The sequence below is a fragment of the Phenylobacterium montanum genome, assembly GCF_018135625.1.
Classification (GTDB): Bacteria; Pseudomonadota; Alphaproteobacteria; order Caulobacterales; family Caulobacteraceae; genus Poindextera; species Poindextera montana.
Window position 1 is genome coordinate 4,410,632 of record NZ_CP073078.1, and the last position, 14,463, is coordinate 4,425,094.

Consider the following 14,463-nt stretch of genomic DNA (forward strand, 5'->3'; position numbering starts at 1 on the left):
CCTCAGTTCAGCGGCGCGGTCACATTGGCCGGCCAGTGCTCCTGCTGGCTGCGGCCTGAGCCGGAATCGGTGTGCAGGATGATGTCGGCGATGTCGTGGCGGGTGTCGTCCTCGTCGACCCTGTGGATCTCGACCTGGTTGGGGTAGAAGGCCACCAGGCCCCGGATGCCCTCCATGGCCGGAAGCGGGTCCTCGTACGTCCAGACCGCGTTCTCGGCGATGTCGCCGTCGCGGGCCAGGGTGAAATAGGAGGCTTCGCCCTTGTACGGGCAGCGGGTCTTGTGCGCCGAGGCGCGCAGGTACTCCATCGCCACGTCCTCGCGCGGGAAATAGCAGACCGCCTTGTAGCCGGCCTCCTTCAGGATCACCGCCGAGGTGGTGTCGGCGATCACGTGGCCGTGGAACAGGACCTGGATGCGGCACGGATTGCGCGCCAGGTTGATGGTGTGCTCGCTCGCGGGGGTGTTCATCGGCGCGCCTCCTTGGGCCTTGCAGCGGCTGCCCTTCCCTACGGGCAGTATGCGCCGATGGTTCCGGCGATCAATCCAGAGCAGGGCTTGTGCGCGCGCGGCCTTCAGGTCAGACCTCGGATGCGCTATGCAGCGCGCCTTTCGCCAGCCCGTCAGGTCCGCCTTGTCCATCATTCCCGTTTCGCTGACCCGCTATGGCGCCGATTTCGCCGGCTTTTCCGCCGAGCTGGGCGCCTCGTTCGAACGCTACGGCTTCGCTGTGGTCGCCGATTGCGACATCCCGGCCGAGACCGTCGAAAAGGCCAACGCCAGCGCCAAGGCGCTGTTCGCCCTGCCGGACGCGAAGAAGCGCGCCTATGTGGTCCCCGGCGGCCATGGCCAGCGCGGCTACACCCCCTTCGGCATAGAGACCGCCAAGGGCGCCGACCACTATGACCTGAAGGAGTTCTGGCACGTCGGGCGCGAGCTGCCGGCCGGCCATCCCTATCGGGCCATCTTCGGCGAGAACCTGTGGCCGGCCGAGATCCCCGACTTCCGCGCCGACCTGACCGCCCTCTATGATTCGCTCGAGGCCCTGGGCCTGCGCCTGCTCAAGGCCATCGCTCGCCACCTGGGCCTCCCCGACGACTTCTTCGCCGCTACGGTCAAGGACGGCGACAGCATCCTGCGCCTGTTGCACTACCCGCCGATCCCGGTGGACGCCGGCGGCGTGCGGGCCGGGGCGCACGAGGACATCAATACCATCACCCTGCTCCTGGGCGCAGAAGAGGCGGGGCTGGAGGTGCTGGACCGCGACGGCCGCTGGCTGCCGATCAACCCGCCGCCGGGCTCGCTGGTGGTCAATATCGGCGACATGCTGCAGCGCCTGACCAACGGCGTCCTGCCCTCGACCTCGCACCGGGTGGTCAATCCGGCGCCGGAGCGGCGCGGCTTCTCGCGCTATTCGACGCCGTTCTTCCTGCATTTCGCGCCGGACTATCTGATCAAGACCCTGCCGTCGTGCGTGACGCCGGAGCGGCCGAACCGCTTCCCCGAGCCGATCACCGCCCGGGACTACCTCCTGGAGCGGCTGCGCGAGATCAAGCTGGGGTGAGATGTCGTGCGTGGTTCGAGACGCGACCCTGACGGTTCGCTCCTCACCATGACGAGGTCTGTTAGAGCTTCACTATCCTAGTCAGGGTGAGGAGCCCGCCTGGGCGGGCGTCTCGAACCACGCAAGGGCCTTTGCCTCGGCGTTCATCGCCGCTAGGAAGGCCCGTTTGACGGAGCGAAGGAGTCTTTCGTGGGCGAGTGGGTCTTGGGCGTGGTCGGCGGGTCGGGCCTCTATGACATTCCGGGCCTGAAGGACGCGCGCTGGGTGGCTCAGGACACGCCCTGGGGCCCGCCTTCGGACGAGATCCTGACCGGGACCCTGGGCGAGCTCACGCTATGCTTCCTGCCGCGCCACGGCCGGGGCCACAAGCTGTCGCCCACCGACGTCAACGCCCGCGCCAATATCGCGGCGCTGAAGCAGCTGGGCTGCACTGATGTGCTGTCGCTGTCGGCGGTGGGGTCGCTGAAGGAAGAGCTGCCGCCCGGCACCTTCTGCGTGGTCGACCAGTTCATCGACCGCACCTTCGCGCGCGAAAAGAGCTTCTTTGGCCCCGGCCTGGTGGCCCACGTCTCCATGGCCCATCCGACCTGCCCGCGTCTGTCGGCCCTGGCCGCCGAGGCCGCCCGCGAGGCCGGCGCCAGCGTGGTGGAGGGCGGGACCTACCTGGCCATGGAAGGCCCGCAGTTCTCCACCCGGGCCGAGAGCGAGCTCTATCGCAGCTGGGGCTGCTCGGTGATCGGCATGACCAACATGCCCGAGGCCAAGCTGGCCCGCGAAGCCGAGCTGCCCTACGCCTCGGTCGCCATGGTCACCGACTACGACTGCTGGCACGAGGACATCGCCCATGTCGAAGTCGCCCAGATCGTCGCCTGCCTGATGGACAATGCGGCCAAGGCGCGCGATCTGGTGGTGCGCCTGTCGGCCAAGCTGCAAGGCTCGCGCGCCGCCTCGCCGATCGACACCACCCTGAACGACGCCATCATCACCGGCCCCGCCGCGCGCGACCCGGCCATGGTGGAGAAGCTGAAAGCCGTCGCCGGCCGCGCGCTGGCGCTCTGACGCATCGAGTTTGAAGGAAGACCTGCGCCGATGAACCTGGCGGACGCCATTCGAACCATTCCGGACTATCCCAAGCCCGGGATCCTGTTCCGCGACATCACCACGCTTTTGGGTAACGCGCGCGCCTTCCGCCGCACGGTGGACGAGCTGGTGCAGCCGTTCGCCGGCCGGAAGATCGACAAGGTGGCGGGGATCGAGGCCCGCGGCTTCATCCTGGGCGGCGCCGTGGCGCACCAGCTTTCGGCCGGCTTCGTGCCGATCCGCAAGAAGGGCAAGCTGCCGCACACCACCGTCGGCGTGGAATACGCCCTGGAATACGGCGTCGACACCATCGAGATGCATGTCGACGGGGTCGCGGCCGGCGAGACCGTGCTGCTGGTCGACGACCTGATCGCCACCGGCGGCACCGCGGTCGCCGCCGTCCAGCTCCTGCGCCAGGCCGGCGCGGATGTCGTCGGCGCCGCCTTCGTCATCGACCTGCCGGACCTGGGCGGGGCGGACAGGCTGCGGGCGGTGGGCGTGCCGCTGCAAACGCTGGTGGGGTTCCCGGGGCACTGAGGGGAGGGGCGGCCCTGACCAGTCAGCGCGTCACTCCTCTCCACCGCACCCTCTTCCGCCGCTCTGCACCGGCGGGCAGGGGATATCGCCATAGGAGCAGAACACGCAGCAATCCCCCGGCTTGGGCTTGAGCACGGCGGCGCAGGCCGGGCAGTCGTAGAAGTACTGGCAGGCGTCGGTCGGCATGGTCTCGGTGGTCCGCGCGCCGCAGGCGGGGCAGGTCAGGGTGGATCTGAGCTCGACGGTTTCCATGAGCGGGGACTATACCTGTCCGCTTCGCCGAAATGGGAGGCGGGTCACAGCCCGCCTCACCCCTTGCCTGCCGCCCTCAGCCGCTTGGCCGCAGCCTCGTCGGCGGTCGCGCCGGCTTCGTCGCCCAGCCTGCGTTTGGCTGCGGCGCGCTGGTCGAGCGCGTTGACGTAGTCCGGCTTGATGGCCAGGGCGAGGTCGATGTCGCGCACCGCCCGCTGGTAGTCGTCAAGGTCGGCATAGACCTCGCCGCGCTCCTCGACCAGCTCCGGGTCGCTGGGGTCGGCCTTGATCGCCTGGTCCAGATCGCGCACCGCGCGGTCGTAGCGGCCCTGGCTGTCATAGATCAGAGCGCGGTCGTAGAGCGCGGCCGTGTTGCCGGGGTCCTGCTTCAGGGCCGCGGTGTAGCTGGCGAGGGCCGCGTCATTGTCCTTCTGGCGCCAGTAGACCAGACCGCGGTCGATCAGCAGGTCCACATCGGTCGGCTTCAGCTTCAGCCCGGCGTCAAAGCGTTCGGCGGCGCGGGCCAGGTCGCCGCTCTGGCGGTAGGCCTCGCCGCTCTGGCGCAGGATGTAGGTGTTGGTCGGGGCGACGGCCAAGGCCCGGCCATAGTCGGCCTGGGCGTCGGCGAATTCGCCATCGGCCAGCTCCAGGTCGCCGCGGTCGGTGAGGGCGTCGCTGGCCTTGGGATCCAACCGGATGGCCCGGTCGTATTCCTCGCGCGCCTTCCTGTGGTCCCCGACGCCGTCCCAGACTTCGCCGCGGTCGTCGTGCAACTCGGCGTCCTTGGGATGGAGAACCAGGGCCGCGTCGTAGATCTTGGCCGCGTTCGCCCAGTCCTTGCGCGCGACATAGATGCCGGCCTTGTTCTCCATCGAGTCGAGGTCGTCCGGCTTTCGCGCCAGGGCCATGTCGTAATAGCGCAGGGCGTCGTCGGGGCGGCCGGCCTGGCTGGACTCGTAGCCGGCCTTGAACGGCGCGTCGGCGTCCTTGGGGTCGAGCGCTGCGGAGGCGACGAAGTCCTTGATGGCTTCCTCGTGCTTGCCCAGCTGGGCGTAGGCCAGGCCGCGGTCATAGAGGGCGGCGCTGCTCTTGGGTTCCAGCCGCACGGCCTCGGCATAGTCCTTCAGTGCGGCTTCGGCCTTGTCCAGGTCCAGCTCGACCCCGCCGCGGAAGATCCGGGTGTCGGCATTGTCGGGCTCCAGGCGCAGGGCCGTGTCGAAGTCACCGAGCGCCCTGTCCTTTTCGCCGAGATCGCGAAGCGCCCGGCCTCGCACGGAGTAAGCGTAGGCCAGGTCGGGATTGGTCTTGATCGCCTCGTCGCAATCCTCGACCGCGCCCTTCTTGTCGCCCTTCTGCAGGCGCAGCAGTGCGCGATAGCTGCGGGTCAGGGCGGAGTCGGGGTGGGCGTCGATGATGCGGCTGTAGATCCGGATCGCCTCGTCCGGCTTGTCCATGGATTCATAGACCAGGCCGCGCTGTTGCTCGACATTCACCAGGTCGGCGCCCTTGCCGGCGGCGGCCGCGTCGAGATCCTTCAGCGCCGCCGGATACTCGCCCTGATCCTGCTCCAGCCGCGCGCGCTGGAAATAGCCGGTGCTGTCGTCGGGCGCGGCGCGGATGCCGGCGTCGTAGTCGGCCCGGGCCTTGGCGGTGTCGTGCTTGTAGTAGTACCAGGTCCCGCCGCGCTCGATCAGCGCCTCGCCGCTGGCGGGGTTGAGCTTGAGCGCCGCGTCATAGTCGGCGAGCGCTTCGTCGTGATGGCCCTGGGCGTCGCGGGCGTCGCCGCGGACGATCAGCGCCTCGATATCGGCCGGGTCGGCGGCGAGCGCCGCATCGGCGTCCTTGAAGGCCTCGTCGTTCTTGCTTTCCTGGGCCTCGGCCCTGGCGCGCGCCACATAGGCCCGGGCCAGGGCCTTCGCGTCCGACGGGTGGCTGTCGATGACATGAGTGCAGGCCGTCATGGCCTTTTCGGAATCGTCGGGAATCGCGCGCTCGTCCGGGCAGGCGCCCGGCGCGCCGGTCGACTCGACCCGGCCGGCGGGGGCCAGGGCCAGGACCGGCGGGGCGCCGAGCGTCAGGGCGGCGAACAGGGCCAGGTGAGACGGGCGAACGCGCAGAGGCAAGGGAAGGCTCCGGAACATGGGGGTCACCGCGCGGCCGTGGCCGCGCTCGCCGGCCTGGCGGCGGCCTCGGGCAGGACCACGACGGCGATGGGCGGCTTGCCGAGCCACCGGGCCGCGGCTTCGCGCACCTCGGCCAAGGTGACCGAGGCCAGCAGGCCCGGCTCGACCCGCATCTCGTCCAGGCCTTCCGGCGTGCGTGCGGATCCGTCGAGCACGCCGACCCACCAGGCGTTGCGCGTCATCCGGGCGGCGTATTCGGCCTGCAACGGCTTGCGCGCAGCTTCCAGCTCCTCCTCGGTGATCTGCCCCTTGGCCAGGCGCTCCGCGATCGCCGCCGTTTCCGCGCGCATGGCCTCGATGCTCTGGGGCGAGGCTTCCACGGCGGCCATCAGCAGGCCCTGGTCGGCGTGGTCGGGCAGGCTGGTCCCAACGTGAGGGCTGTAGGTCTGGGCCAGTTCCTGGCGCACCCGGTGGCGCAGGTCGTCGTCGAACACCTTGGCCAGCAGGCCCAGGGTGATCTCTTCGCGCCGTCGCTCCGGCGTCGCCACATAGAGCGGCCAGACCAGGCCGACCATGGCCTTGTCGGCCGGGCCCTCATGGGTGGCGCGGATCAGGGCCGGCGGCTGGTCGGGGAAGCGCATGAACCAGGTCGAGGCCTGGGTGCGCGGCGTGTCCTTGCGCGGCGGCAGGGCGCCTAGGGTCTCGCCGACGAACTCGCTTGCGGTCCCTTCGCCGATGTCGCCGACGATGGTCACCTCGATCGGGGCCTCGGTCAGGGCCGGCTTCAGCAGCCGCTGGAAATCGGCCATGCGCAGGGCGGCGGTCCTGGCCTGGGGCGGCAGGGTCGCCGGGGAGCCGGGCGCCAGGGCGTCCATCAGGGCGAAATTCAGGGCCATGGCCGGCTGGGCGCGGTACTGGCGATAGACGGTCTCGACGGCGGTCGGGATGCGCGCGTCCACCTCAGGGCGAAAGCCCGGGTCGCTGAGGAAGGCGGCCAGCACCTGCAGTTCGGAGCGCAGCGACCAGTCGTTGGTCTGGCCGTGCAGCACGAAGGCGTCCGTGCCGACCGCAAGCTTGGCCTCCCAGCCGGTGTTGGCGAACAGCCGCTGCAGGTCGCCGAAGTCGTGGCGCCCGAGGCCGCCGGCGGCCAGCAGGCCGGCGCCGAAGTTCGCGGCGAAGAAGTCCGCATCGGGGATTTCCTGGCGCCCGGCGCCGACGCGCACGCGGACCTGGACGTCGTCCTTGGCAAAATCGGTCTTCTTGAAATTCAGCACCACGCCATTGGCGTAGCGGATGCGTACGAAGTCCGGCCCGGTCTGCGCCGCACGCGAGACGATGCGGCCCGCCTTGCCGAAATCCTCATAGGCCCAGGCCTTGCGGGTCTCGGCCGGCGCGGCGGGGGGCGGCGCGGCCTTGGCCCCGGCGTCCCAGGCGGCCGTGAGTTCGGTCGCGGGGGGCGGCTGGGGCGCTTCGACGATTAGGAACGGCCCGGCGCCGGACCAGTCGCGGGCGAAGGCCTTGCGGACGTCGTCGGGGGTGATGGTTTCGACCGCGGCGTCGAAGGCCCAGAAATCCTCGTTCGGTGTGGTGACCACATCGTGCTTCAGGGCCCGGGCGGTCATCCTGCCGGCCAGGTCGGACGTGTCGCGGGTCGCCCCCTGATCTCGGGCCCCCCTGAGCTTGGCCCGCATGTTGTCGATCGCCTCGTCGAGGTCGTCCTGCGAGGGGCCGTGCGCCCGGAAGCGGGACAGCTCGCCCTGGGCCGCTTCCAGGGCCGGGCGCCAGCGTTCGTCGAGCAGCATGACGTTCAGGCAGGTGACCTCGGCCTCGCGCAGGTCGGTTTCGCGCCCGACCGCGGCCTTGAGGTAGGGCGGATGGCCATTGCGGGTCAGTTCGCCGAGCCGCTTGTCGACCAGGCGAATCCAGAGGTCGGACAGCAGCCGCTCGCGCAGCCTGGCGACGTCGTCGGCCCCCGGCGCGGCGCCCGGGCGCAGGCTGCAGGCGCCGATCTGGCTCGCCATGTGGATGTCGGCGCGCGACAGGGCCTGCTCGCCGCGGGTCAGGTCCAGTTTTCCAGGCGCCGGGCGCACCGGCGGCGGTCCGGCCGCCGTCCAGCCCCCGAAAGTCTTCTGGACCAGGGCGAGCAGCTGTTCGGGGTCGGCGTCGCCGACCGCCACAACCACGGCGTTGTCGGGGCGATACCAGGTCCGGTAGAAGGCCTGCAGTTTGCCGGGGTCCAGGGCGGCCAGGCTGGCGGGCGTGCCAATGACCGGGCGGGTGACGCGCAGGCCGGGGCCCATGAAGGCCTGGCGCTCTTGTTGGGCGATGGAGGCGGGGCTGAGCTCGGCCTCGCGCTCGGCCAGGACGATGCCCCGCTCGCGGTCCACCGCCGCGGGCGTAAAGCGGGTTCCATCCGCCACGGTCCGCAGCCAGCCGAAAGCCTGGGCCAGGACGGCGGGGTCGGCCTTGGTCAGGTCCAGGCGATAGACGGTGGAGAACAGGCCGGTCTCGGCGTTCAGATCCCGCCCGAACGACACGCCGGCCTGGGCGAAGGCGCGCTCGGGCCCCTCGAGATGGCCGTTGTCGCCGCCGCTGAAGGCCAGGTGCTCGACGAAATGGGCGGCGCCGAGCTGGTCGTCGGTCTCGTCATAGGCGCCCGCGTCGATCGCCAGGCGCAGGGAGACCGCGCCGGGCGGGGTGGCGTTGCGCAGGATCAGATAGCGCAGGCCGTTGGCCAGCACGCCCTGGCGCACGGCCGGGTCGGGGTGGATGGTGTTCAGGTCCTCGGCCGCCGGCCGGGGCGCCGCCGCCAAGGCTGAGCCCACACTCCCGCACACCGCCAGCGCCACGGCTGCGGCCACGCCCAAACACCGACGGCTATTGATCACTTAAAGTCCCCAACCACGCCCGGGGGACAATCTATCCTGGCGTCCGCGTGTTTTGCTAGAGCCGCAAAGCTTACGGTTCGCGCCGGGCGATCCAGGCCTTGTAGCGGCGGGTGAGGCGGGCGGTGGCGAGCTGGCTGCCGATGAGGGCGAACAGCGGCGAGACCCGCTGTTTTGGCCGCCGGCCTTCGCTGATCCGATTCAGCTGCACCTTGACCACGGCCATTGAGGCCAGGCTGGCGAAGGCCTTCTTTTTCCAGGTGACCGGCGGAATGGCGACCTCGAGCTTCTGCCCGTCGCGCCACTTGATCGGCAGGTCCGGGTCGAAGGCGAGAGCCGCGGCGACGCCGACCACCGCCACGCCTGGCCGGCCGTCCTTGGGCTGCAGCGCCTGTTCGGCGATGTCGCGGCGGCGCACCCCGCCGGTGACCATGATCGACATGGTCGCGACCTCGGCGATCTCGCGGGCGAAATCGATGAAATAGGCTTCGCGTGGATTGATCGCGCCATCCTGGGGCGCGCCGGTCATGGCCGGGCTCTCGTAGCTGCCGCCGGACAGCTCGACCAGGTCGACCGGCAGGTCGTTCAGCCAGCGCACCACCTGGGCGGCGTCTTCCAGGGCGAAGCCGCCCTTCTGGAAATCGGCCGAGTTCAGCTTGACCCCGACGCAGAAGCCGGGGGAGACGCGGGCCCGCACCGCCTTGACCACCTCGAGCAGCAGCCGAGCGCGGTTCTCCAGCGAGCCGCCCCAGTCGTCGGTCCGCCGGTTGCTGAGCGGGGAGAGGAACTGGCTGATCAGATAGCCGTGGGCGGCGTGGATTTCGACGCCGGTGAAGCCGGCCTGTTCGGCCAGGCCGGCGGCCGTGGCGAAGCGTTCGATGATCGCCGCGATCTCGGCCGGCTCCAGCGCGCGCGGCGTCGGGAAGAGGTGCGAGGCGCCCTCGATCTGGACGCCGATCGCCGAGGGCGCCACCGCCCCCTGGCCCATGGCCTTCATCACCTGGCGGCCGGGATGGCTGAGCTGCAGCCACGCATGGCCGCCGCCGCTGCGCGCCGCGCTGGCCCAGGCCTTGAACGGCGCCAGGGGTTGCGAGGCGTCCAGCACCACCCCGCCCGGCCCGGTCAGGGCGGTGGGATCGATCATCACGTTGCCGGAAATGATCAGCCCGACCCCGCCCTTGGACCAGGCTGCATAGAGCCGCCGTAGCGCCTCGCCCGGCAGCTGCTGGCCGTCGGCCATGTTCTCCTCCATGGCCGCCTTGGCCAGGCGGTTGGGCAGCACTGCGCCGTTCGGCAGGGTCAGGGGCTCGAAGATCGGCGAGGCGGTCTGGGCGTCGAACATGGTCAGGCTTGCGGTCCAGGTTGTGAGGTTCTGGACAGGCCTACACCTTCAACTTAGATTTAAGGTCAAGCCTTAAGGAGAACCAGCATGAAGATCGGCGATCTGGCCCGCCGCGTCGGCGTCGCCCCGTCGAAGATCCGCTTCCTGGAGGCGCGCGGCGTGCTGCAGTCCGACCGCCTGGCCAACGGCTATCGCGAGTATGGCGAGGACGCGGTGACGGCCCTGCAGATCATCCTGCAGGCCCAGTCGGTCGGCTTCACCCTGGAGGAGATCCAGCGGACCCTGGGCGAGACTCGCTCCAGCCAGCTCAGTTGCGCCGACATGGTGGGCCAGTTGCGGCTCAAGCTCGCCGAACTGGACCGCCACATCGCCCAATCGATCGCCGTACGCGACCGACTGGGGCAGATGATCGTGCTGCTCGAGGAGCGGGGAGCGCACAATGAGCACGTGCCTGTCGATTTCAGGATCCACGGGCCGCTGGAGCTGCCGCCGCTGTAGGGGCTTGCCCCAGGCAGTCCGGCGCGGGCGGATTTCAGTCTTCCGCGAGCAGGGTCTCGAGCATGGTCTGGCGATGGTTCAGGAAACTGCGGGCCACCTGGAAATGGTCGGTGTCCTCGTAGTCGATGCGCGTCAGTCCGTCCGCCGAGGCTTGATAGATCCAGGCATCGGGGTAGCCGAGGATGATCGGCGAGTGAGTCGCTATGATGAACTGCGAGCGCTGGCCGATCAGTTCGTGCATCCGCACCAGAAAACTCAGCTGGCGGTTCGGCGACAGGGCGGCCTCGGGTTCATCCAGGATGTAGAGGCCGTCGCCCCGGAAGCGGTGATCCATCAGCGCCAGGAAGGACTCGCCGTGCGACTGCTCATGCAGCGAGCGGGGGCCGTAGCCGCTCACGCCCAGGCTTTCCACTTGGGTGGCGACGTTGAACAGGCTTTCTGCGCGCAGGAAAAAGCCGTCCTTCGCTCGCCTGGCCGAGCGCACCGGACGCACGAAGCGATGCAACTCCGAATGGGAGGCGCGGGTGGCGAAGCCGAAGTTCTGGCTGCCGCCCTCGGCGTTGAAGCCCCACGCCACAGCAAGGGCTTCGATCAGGGTGGATTTGCCGGCGCCGTTTTCGCCGACCAGGAAAGTGACCTTGGGGTGGAACACCAACTCCTCAAGATAGCGCACGGCCGGCAGGTTGAAGGGATAGACTTCGGCATCCCAGCCCTCGCGCCGCTCGAAGCGGGCCGAGATCCAGTAGTGTCTGGCGTCGACGGCGCGCATGTTTCACAGCTCCGCTTGTTGACCCATGCTGGCGCCAGACGGCCAATTGCCGGGGGCTCGGGCATGATCCGGCCTTGCCGAATAGCGGACGCGTGGCGCTACCGCCAAGGGTGGGGAGCGGTCAGGAACTAGATGAGCGGTCATGCTGGTGGTGGCTCGATGCCCGCCGACTCTCAAGAGCTCGCTTCAGTCTGAGACCGATCCAACGAACGCCCATGATCAGGCCTATCACTGCACCGACGACCAGCACGCTCAGCGTAGAGTAGGTTCCGAGCGGCAAGCCCTTGTAGTTCTCGCCATAGAATGGCCGTCCGGCAAGCAGGGCGAAAATCACTTGCGCGCACATGCCTGCCAAGATCAGTCCAATGAAAAATAGTCCCGTGACCTTGATGAATGTCCGCAAGTGACTCACCCCAAAAATGCTTTGTAAGCTTAACCAGGATGGTGATGCGACGTCTACCGCGACGGCTCGCGGGCAATGACCGAGTTGGGTCGTTGTCAGCCGCCAACCCCGGCGCGGTAAACCGCCGTTCAGGCCCCGCCCGGTTCCGCTCTGGCGAGCGCCGTACGGAACCCGCCCTCACCACAGCCTGAAATGCTTCGACAGCTTCAGCCCCTGGCGCTGGTAGTGCGAGCCGCCTTCGCCGTAGAGCCTGGAGGGGCGTTCGGTCAGGGGTTCGTAGACCAGGCGGGCGACGGTCTGGCCGTCTTCCAGCAGGAACGGGGTCTCGTGGCTGCGGACTTCCAGCACCCCTTTCGAGCCCAGGCCGCCGGCCTCGGCGGTGCCGAAGCCGGGGTCGAAGAAGCCGGCATAGTGGACGCGGAACTCGCCCACCGCCGGGTCGATCGGGGTCATCTCGGCGGCTTCCAGCACGGGGATCTCCACCGCCTCCTTCGAGGCCAGGATGTAGAACTCGCCGGGGTCGAGCAGCAGTTCGCCGTGGCGGGGCTCGAGCGGCTCCCAGAAGTCGTGCGGGTCGTGGCCGTCCTCGTGATCCAGGTCGACGACGCCGGCGTGGCGGCGGGCGCGGAAGCCGGCCAGGGCGCCGGTCAGGTCGACGCCGACGCTGCGCACCGAAAGCCGGGGCGGATCGCCGGCCTTGAGCCGCATCTGGTTCAGCCGGGTGCCGGCGCGGACCAGGATCGAGAAGGTCTGGGGCGCGATCTCGACATAGAGCGGGCCGTCATAGCCCGAGGCCACGTCGTCGAAGGCGGCGCCGTGGTCGGTCAGGAGGCGCACGAACACGTCGACCCGCCCGGTGGAGCTCTTGGGGTTGGCCCGGGCCGAGATTCCGGCCGGCAGACGCATGCGCTCCTGCAGCTCGGCGATGTAGACGCAGCCTTTCTCCAGCACCACGCCGCCCGTCAGGTCCAGCTGGTGCATGGCCACCGCGGCCAGGCGCTCTTTCACCGTGCGGCCCGTCCCTGGCAGGAAGGAGGCGCGCACGCGCCAGACGCGGGCGCCCAAGCGCAGGTCCAGGCTGGCCGGCTGCACCTGGTCGGGCAGGAAGGGGCTGTCGGCGCTGATGTCGCCGGCGGCGATCAGGGCCTCGATCGATTGGCAGGGCAGGATGCCGGGGGCGGGGAACGCGGGCTGGCGAGTCATCGCAGCGATGCTTCGCCAATGCGCACTGAAGAGTCCAGCCAGCTGCGCATTTTGCGGGTATCGCGCCTTGACCTGACAGGGGTCGGCGCCTTTGATGCCGGCCCGCTCTGGAAGGGATGTTTGGTATGTCCGACGAACGCGAAAACCCCGCAGCCTGGGAGGCCGCGACCAAGCTGATCCGCGGCGGGCTGGCGCGCACGCCATACGGCGAGACCGCCGAGGGCCTCTTCCTGACCCAGAGCTTCGTCTATGACAGCGCCGAGGCCGCCGACCGCCGGTTTTCCGGCGAGGAGCCGGGCTTCGTCTATTCCCGCTACGCCAACCCGACCGTGAAGATGTTCGAGGAGCGGCTGGCCCTGCTGGAAGGCGCCGAGGGTTGCCGCGCCACCGCCTCGGGCATGGCGGCGGTGCACCTGGCCCTGACCGGCCTTTTGCGCGCCGGCGACCATGTGGTGGGCGGCCAGGCCATGTTCGGCTCGTGCCGCTGGATCATGAACCAGTGGGCGCCGCGGTTCGGCATCGAGGCGACCTTGGTGCCCGGCGCCGACTTCGCCGCCTGGCGCACGGCCGTGCGGCCCAACACCAAGCTGTTCTTCATCGAGAGCCCGGCCAATCCGCTCTTGGAAATCACCGACATCGCCGCGGTGTGTCAGCTGGCCAAGGAGATCGGGGCCAAGGTGGTGGTGGACAACGTCTTCGCCACGCCGCTGTACCAGCAGCCGCTGAAGCTGGGCGCCGACATCGTGGTCTATTCGGCCACCAAGCACATCGACGGCCAGGGCCGGGTGCTGGGCGGGGCGGTGCTGGGCGATGTCGCCCTGTTGGACGAGGCCTATCGCGACTTCATCCGCCACACCGGCCCGGCGCTGTCGCCGTTCAACGCCTGGGTGCTGCTCAAGGGGCTGGAGACCCTGGACCTGCGGGTGCGGCGCCAGACCGAGACCGCGGCGGTGCTGGCCGACCGCATGGCCGCTCACCCCAAGGTCAAGGCCCTGCGCTATCCCGGCCGCCCCGACCATCCGCAATACGAGATCGCCAGGCGCCAGATGAGCGCCGGCAGCACCCTGATCGCCCTGGACCTGGAGACGCGGGAACGGGCGTTCAACTTCCTCAACGCGCTGCAGATCGTGGACATCTCCAATAATCTGGGCGACTCCAAGTCCATGGCCACCCACCCGACCACCACCACCCACCGCTCCATGACCGAGGAGCAGCGACTGGAAATCGGCCTGACCCCGGGCTGGGTGCGGCTGTCGGTGGGACTGGAAGGCGCCGCCGACCTCGGCCGCGACATCGAACGCGCGCTGGACGCCGCATGAGGCGGATCCCGCGCCGCACCTCCAAGGACCAGCCGGTCTATGAGGCGGTGACGCGGGGCATCGTCGTGCGCGTGGTCAGCGAGTACCAGAGCAACCATTCCGACCCGCTGGAGGGCCGCTGGTTCTGGGCCTACACCATCGAGATCGAGAACCGCGGGTCCGAAACCGTGCAGCTGATCTCCCGCCGCTGGCTGATCACCGACGCACTCAACCGGACGGAGGAGGTGGCCGGGCCGGGGGTGATCGGCGAGCAGCCGCGGCTGAAACCCCAGGAGGCGTTTCGCTATACCTCCGGCTGTCCGCTCACCACCGCTTCCGGCGAAATGCGAGGCGCCTACCAGATGTTGACTGACGACGGGGAGGTGTTTGACGTCGAAATACCCGCCTTCTCGTTGCATCTGCCCGAGGCTCGCAGGGTGGTCAACTAATCGTCGTAATGTTGACGTATGTGTCAGCCAAGCGACTGATCTATAACAGCTTCTTGTATCG

General features: G+C 69.2%; 13 protein-coding genes. 6 read left to right on the forward strand and 7 right to left on the reverse strand.

All coding sequences use genetic code 11. The features are described 5' to 3' along the window. Positions 1 to 2: 2 nt before the first annotated feature. Positions 3 to 470: a DUF427 domain-containing protein gene (locus tag KCG34_RS20120; protein ID WP_211937385.1), complete on the reverse strand. Its 468-nt coding sequence runs from the start codon at positions 468 to 470 to the stop codon at positions 3 to 5. A 127-nt stretch (positions 471 to 597) separates the two neighbouring features. Between KCG34_RS20120 and KCG34_RS20125 the strand changes: the two genes are divergently transcribed. The 3 genes from KCG34_RS20125 (at position 598) to KCG34_RS20135 (ending at position 3,180) form a co-directional block, all read left to right on the forward strand. Then, positions 598 to 1,563 (forward strand): isopenicillin N synthase family dioxygenase, encoded by a 966-nt coding sequence (locus tag KCG34_RS20125; RefSeq protein ID WP_211937386.1) that lies wholly within the window; start codon positions 598 to 600, stop codon positions 1,561 to 1,563. Positions 1,564 to 1,752: 189 nt separating this feature from the next. Then, the gene (locus tag KCG34_RS20130; RefSeq protein ID WP_211937387.1) at positions 1,753 to 2,622 is read left to right on the forward strand and encodes an S-methyl-5'-thioadenosine phosphorylase; all 870 of its coding nucleotides are present in this window, start codon (positions 1,753 to 1,755) and stop codon (positions 2,620 to 2,622) included. A 30-nt stretch (positions 2,623 to 2,652) separates the two neighbouring features. After that, positions 2,653 to 3,180, forward strand: a complete 528-nt coding sequence (locus KCG34_RS20135; RefSeq protein ID WP_211937388.1) for an adenine phosphoribosyltransferase — start codon at positions 2,653 to 2,655, stop codon at positions 3,178 to 3,180. Between the two features lie 30 nt (positions 3,181 to 3,210). Here the strand turns inward: KCG34_RS20135 and KCG34_RS20140 are convergent, their stop codons facing one another. The 4 genes from KCG34_RS20140 to KCG34_RS20155 all read right to left on the reverse strand — a co-directional run bounded on the left by KCG34_RS20140 (position 3,211) and on the right by KCG34_RS20155 (position 9,782). Further along, positions 3,211 to 3,432 carry a GDCCVxC domain-containing (seleno)protein gene (locus KCG34_RS20140; protein WP_211937389.1) on the reverse strand — a complete coding sequence of 74 codons (222 nt, stop codon included), beginning with the start codon at positions 3,430 to 3,432 and terminating at the stop codon, positions 3,211 to 3,213. Between the two features lie 56 nt (positions 3,433 to 3,488). After that, the gene (locus KCG34_RS20145; RefSeq protein WP_211937390.1) at positions 3,489 to 5,555 is read right to left on the reverse strand and encodes a tetratricopeptide repeat protein; all 2,067 of its coding nucleotides are present in this window, start codon (positions 5,553 to 5,555) and stop codon (positions 3,489 to 3,491) included. Between the two features lie 23 nt (positions 5,556 to 5,578). Beyond that, on the reverse strand, positions 5,579 to 8,416 hold the full coding sequence (locus tag KCG34_RS20150; RefSeq protein WP_211937391.1) for a M16 family metallopeptidase: 2,838 nt from the start codon (positions 8,414 to 8,416) through the stop codon (positions 5,579 to 5,581). 97 nt (positions 8,417 to 8,513) lie between these two features. Next, complete coding sequence (locus KCG34_RS20155) at positions 8,514 to 9,782, reverse strand: NADH:flavin oxidoreductase/NADH oxidase family protein (protein ID WP_211937392.1); 1,269 nt, start codon at positions 9,780 to 9,782, stop codon at positions 8,514 to 8,516. A gap of 87 nt (positions 9,783 to 9,869) precedes the next feature. Between KCG34_RS20155 and KCG34_RS20160 the strand changes: the two genes are divergently transcribed. Next, complete coding sequence (locus KCG34_RS20160) at positions 9,870 to 10,280, forward strand: MerR family transcriptional regulator (protein WP_211937393.1); 411 nt, start codon at positions 9,870 to 9,872, stop codon at positions 10,278 to 10,280. Between the two features lie 34 nt (positions 10,281 to 10,314). On the opposite strand, the gene KCG34_RS20165 is transcribed toward KCG34_RS20160, so the two are convergent. Both KCG34_RS20165 and KCG34_RS20170 read right to left on the reverse strand, forming a co-directional pair. After that, the gene (locus KCG34_RS20165) at positions 10,315 to 11,049 is read right to left on the reverse strand and encodes an AAA family ATPase (RefSeq protein WP_211937394.1); all 735 of its coding nucleotides are present in this window, start codon (positions 11,047 to 11,049) and stop codon (positions 10,315 to 10,317) included. A gap of 580 nt (positions 11,050 to 11,629) precedes the next feature. Continuing rightward, on the reverse strand, positions 11,630 to 12,655 hold the full coding sequence (locus KCG34_RS20170) for a 2'-deoxycytidine 5'-triphosphate deaminase (protein ID WP_211937395.1): 1,026 nt from the start codon (positions 12,653 to 12,655) through the stop codon (positions 11,630 to 11,632). A 125-nt stretch (positions 12,656 to 12,780) separates the two neighbouring features. Between KCG34_RS20170 and metZ the strand changes: the two genes are divergently transcribed. Continuing rightward, on the forward strand, positions 12,781 to 13,974 hold the full coding sequence (metZ, locus tag KCG34_RS20175) for an O-succinylhomoserine sulfhydrylase (RefSeq protein WP_211937396.1): 1,194 nt from the start codon (positions 12,781 to 12,783) through the stop codon (positions 13,972 to 13,974). Continuing rightward, positions 13,971 to 14,402, forward strand: a complete 432-nt coding sequence (apaG, locus tag KCG34_RS20180) for a Co2+/Mg2+ efflux facilitator ApaG/CorD (protein WP_211937397.1) — start codon at positions 13,971 to 13,973, stop codon at positions 14,400 to 14,402. The genes metZ and apaG overlap by 4 nt, the downstream gene beginning before the upstream one ends. Positions 14,403 to 14,463: the final 61 nt, after the last annotated feature.

Coding starts and splice junctions, on each gene's coding strand:
- KCG34_RS20155 (WP_211937392.1), bottom strand. CDS start 9,782: ATGTTCGACGCCCAGACCGCCTCGCCGATCTTCGAGCCCCTGACCCTG.
- KCG34_RS20140 (WP_211937389.1), bottom strand. CDS start 3,432: ATGGAAACCGTCGAGCTCAGATCCACCCTGACCTGCCCCGCCTGCGGC.
- KCG34_RS20135 (WP_211937388.1), top strand. CDS start 2,653: ATGAACCTGGCGGACGCCATTCGAACCATTCCGGACTATCCCAAGCCC.
- KCG34_RS20160 (WP_211937393.1), top strand. CDS start 9,870: ATGAAGATCGGCGATCTGGCCCGCCGCGTCGGCGTCGCCCCGTCGAAG.
- KCG34_RS20170 (WP_211937395.1), bottom strand. CDS start 12,655: ATGACTCGCCAGCCCGCGTTCCCCGCCCCCGGCATCCTGCCCTGCCAA.
- KCG34_RS20125 (WP_211937386.1), top strand. CDS start 598: ATGCAGCGCGCCTTTCGCCAGCCCGTCAGGTCCGCCTTGTCCATCATT.
- KCG34_RS20165 (WP_211937394.1), bottom strand. CDS start 11,049: ATGCGCGCCGTCGACGCCAGACACTACTGGATCTCGGCCCGCTTCGAG.
- apaG (WP_211937397.1), top strand. CDS start 13,971: ATGAGGCGGATCCCGCGCCGCACCTCCAAGGACCAGCCGGTCTATGAG.
- KCG34_RS20120 (WP_211937385.1), bottom strand. CDS start 470: ATGAACACCCCCGCGAGCGAGCACACCATCAACCTGGCGCGCAATCCG.
- metZ (WP_211937396.1), top strand. CDS start 12,781: ATGTCCGACGAACGCGAAAACCCCGCAGCCTGGGAGGCCGCGACCAAG.